The 1,118-nt window shown below is 67.9% G+C and carries 1 protein-coding gene; it reads right to left on the bottom strand.

Annotated features, from left to right (window positions below):
* Positions 1-32: 32 nt before the first annotated feature.
* Positions 33-1,061, bottom strand: a complete 1,029-nt coding sequence (locus RM445_RS31985; protein WP_311560602.1) for an IS630 family transposase — start codon at positions 1,059-1,061, stop codon at positions 33-35.
* Positions 1,062-1,118 lie beyond the last annotated feature (57 nt).

The following is a 1,118-nucleotide window of genomic DNA, read 5'->3' on the forward strand; positions in this document are numbered from 1 at the left end:
TACTAAAGAGTTCGTTGGTTAGTGGACTCTGATCATGCTGTGATGTAGCGGAGGTCGGGGTCGGCGAAGAACGCGCGGATGATGTGGGGCATCTTCTGCAGCCGTCGTAGCGCACTGATGACCTTGGCCTTGAAGTCGTCCGGACCGGTGGCGCTGGTGCGCCCGACCCGGTCGTGCTTCACGTTCTTCCAGACCCACTCGTCCGGGTTGAGCTGCGGGGAGTAGGCGGGCAGCACGAATAGCCGCAACTGGCCGTCGGTGGAGGCGACGAACTCTTTGACGGCCTTGGATCGGTGGGTGGGGTGGCCGTCGACGACCAGGTAGACCGGCCCGTCGGTGTCGGCGATCAGCTTTCGGCAGAACTCGATGAACCGGGCGCCGGTGAGACTGCCGGTGTAGGTGGAGAACCGCAGCAGTCCTTTCGCGGTCACCGCGGAGATCATGTTCAGGCTGTGCCGGGCTCCGGTCGCCTTCACCACCGGAGTCGCACCGACCGGGGCCCAGGTGGTGCCGGCGTGGTAGTCCGAGCGGATCCCGGCCTCGTCGCCGAAGTAGATCGTCGCCCCGTCGGCCCTGGCCTGGGCGCGGATCGCCGGGAACTCCTGCTCTTTCCAGCGGGCCACCGCGTCGGGGTCGGCCTGCCAGGCCCGCCACAGCGGCCGCTGCGGCGACAACCCGAGGGTGCGCAACAGCCGGCCGACGCTCACCGCGGACAGCGAGATCCGGAACTCGCGGCGGATCAGCGTGCGGACCATGTCCCGGGTCCACAGCGCGAACCCGAACTCCAACTGCCGCGGGTCGGCCCCGGCGATCAGCGTGTAGAGCCGGCGCATCTGCTCACCCGACAGCTTCGGCGGCCGACCCGGCACCGGCCGCGCCTTCAGAGCGTCCCGCCCGCCCTCCCGGTACTTGGCCAGCCACCCATAGACGGTGCCCCGGCCCATGCCCAACGACGCGGCGACATCCTCCGGGTGCACCCCGGACTCGACCGCGTCCACCGCGCGCAGCCGCATCGCCTCGAGGGTCTGGTGGTCCAGCTTGCGGCCGTCGTTGTCGCGCACACGGCATTGTTGCAGAAACAGAAGATCAAGTCAGCTTACTTACGTTCTCCTTGGTAA

It is taken from the genome of Pseudonocardia charpentierae, assembly GCF_031845345.1.
Taxonomy (GTDB): Bacteria; Actinomycetota; Actinomycetes; order Mycobacteriales; family Pseudonocardiaceae; genus Pseudonocardia; species Pseudonocardia charpentierae.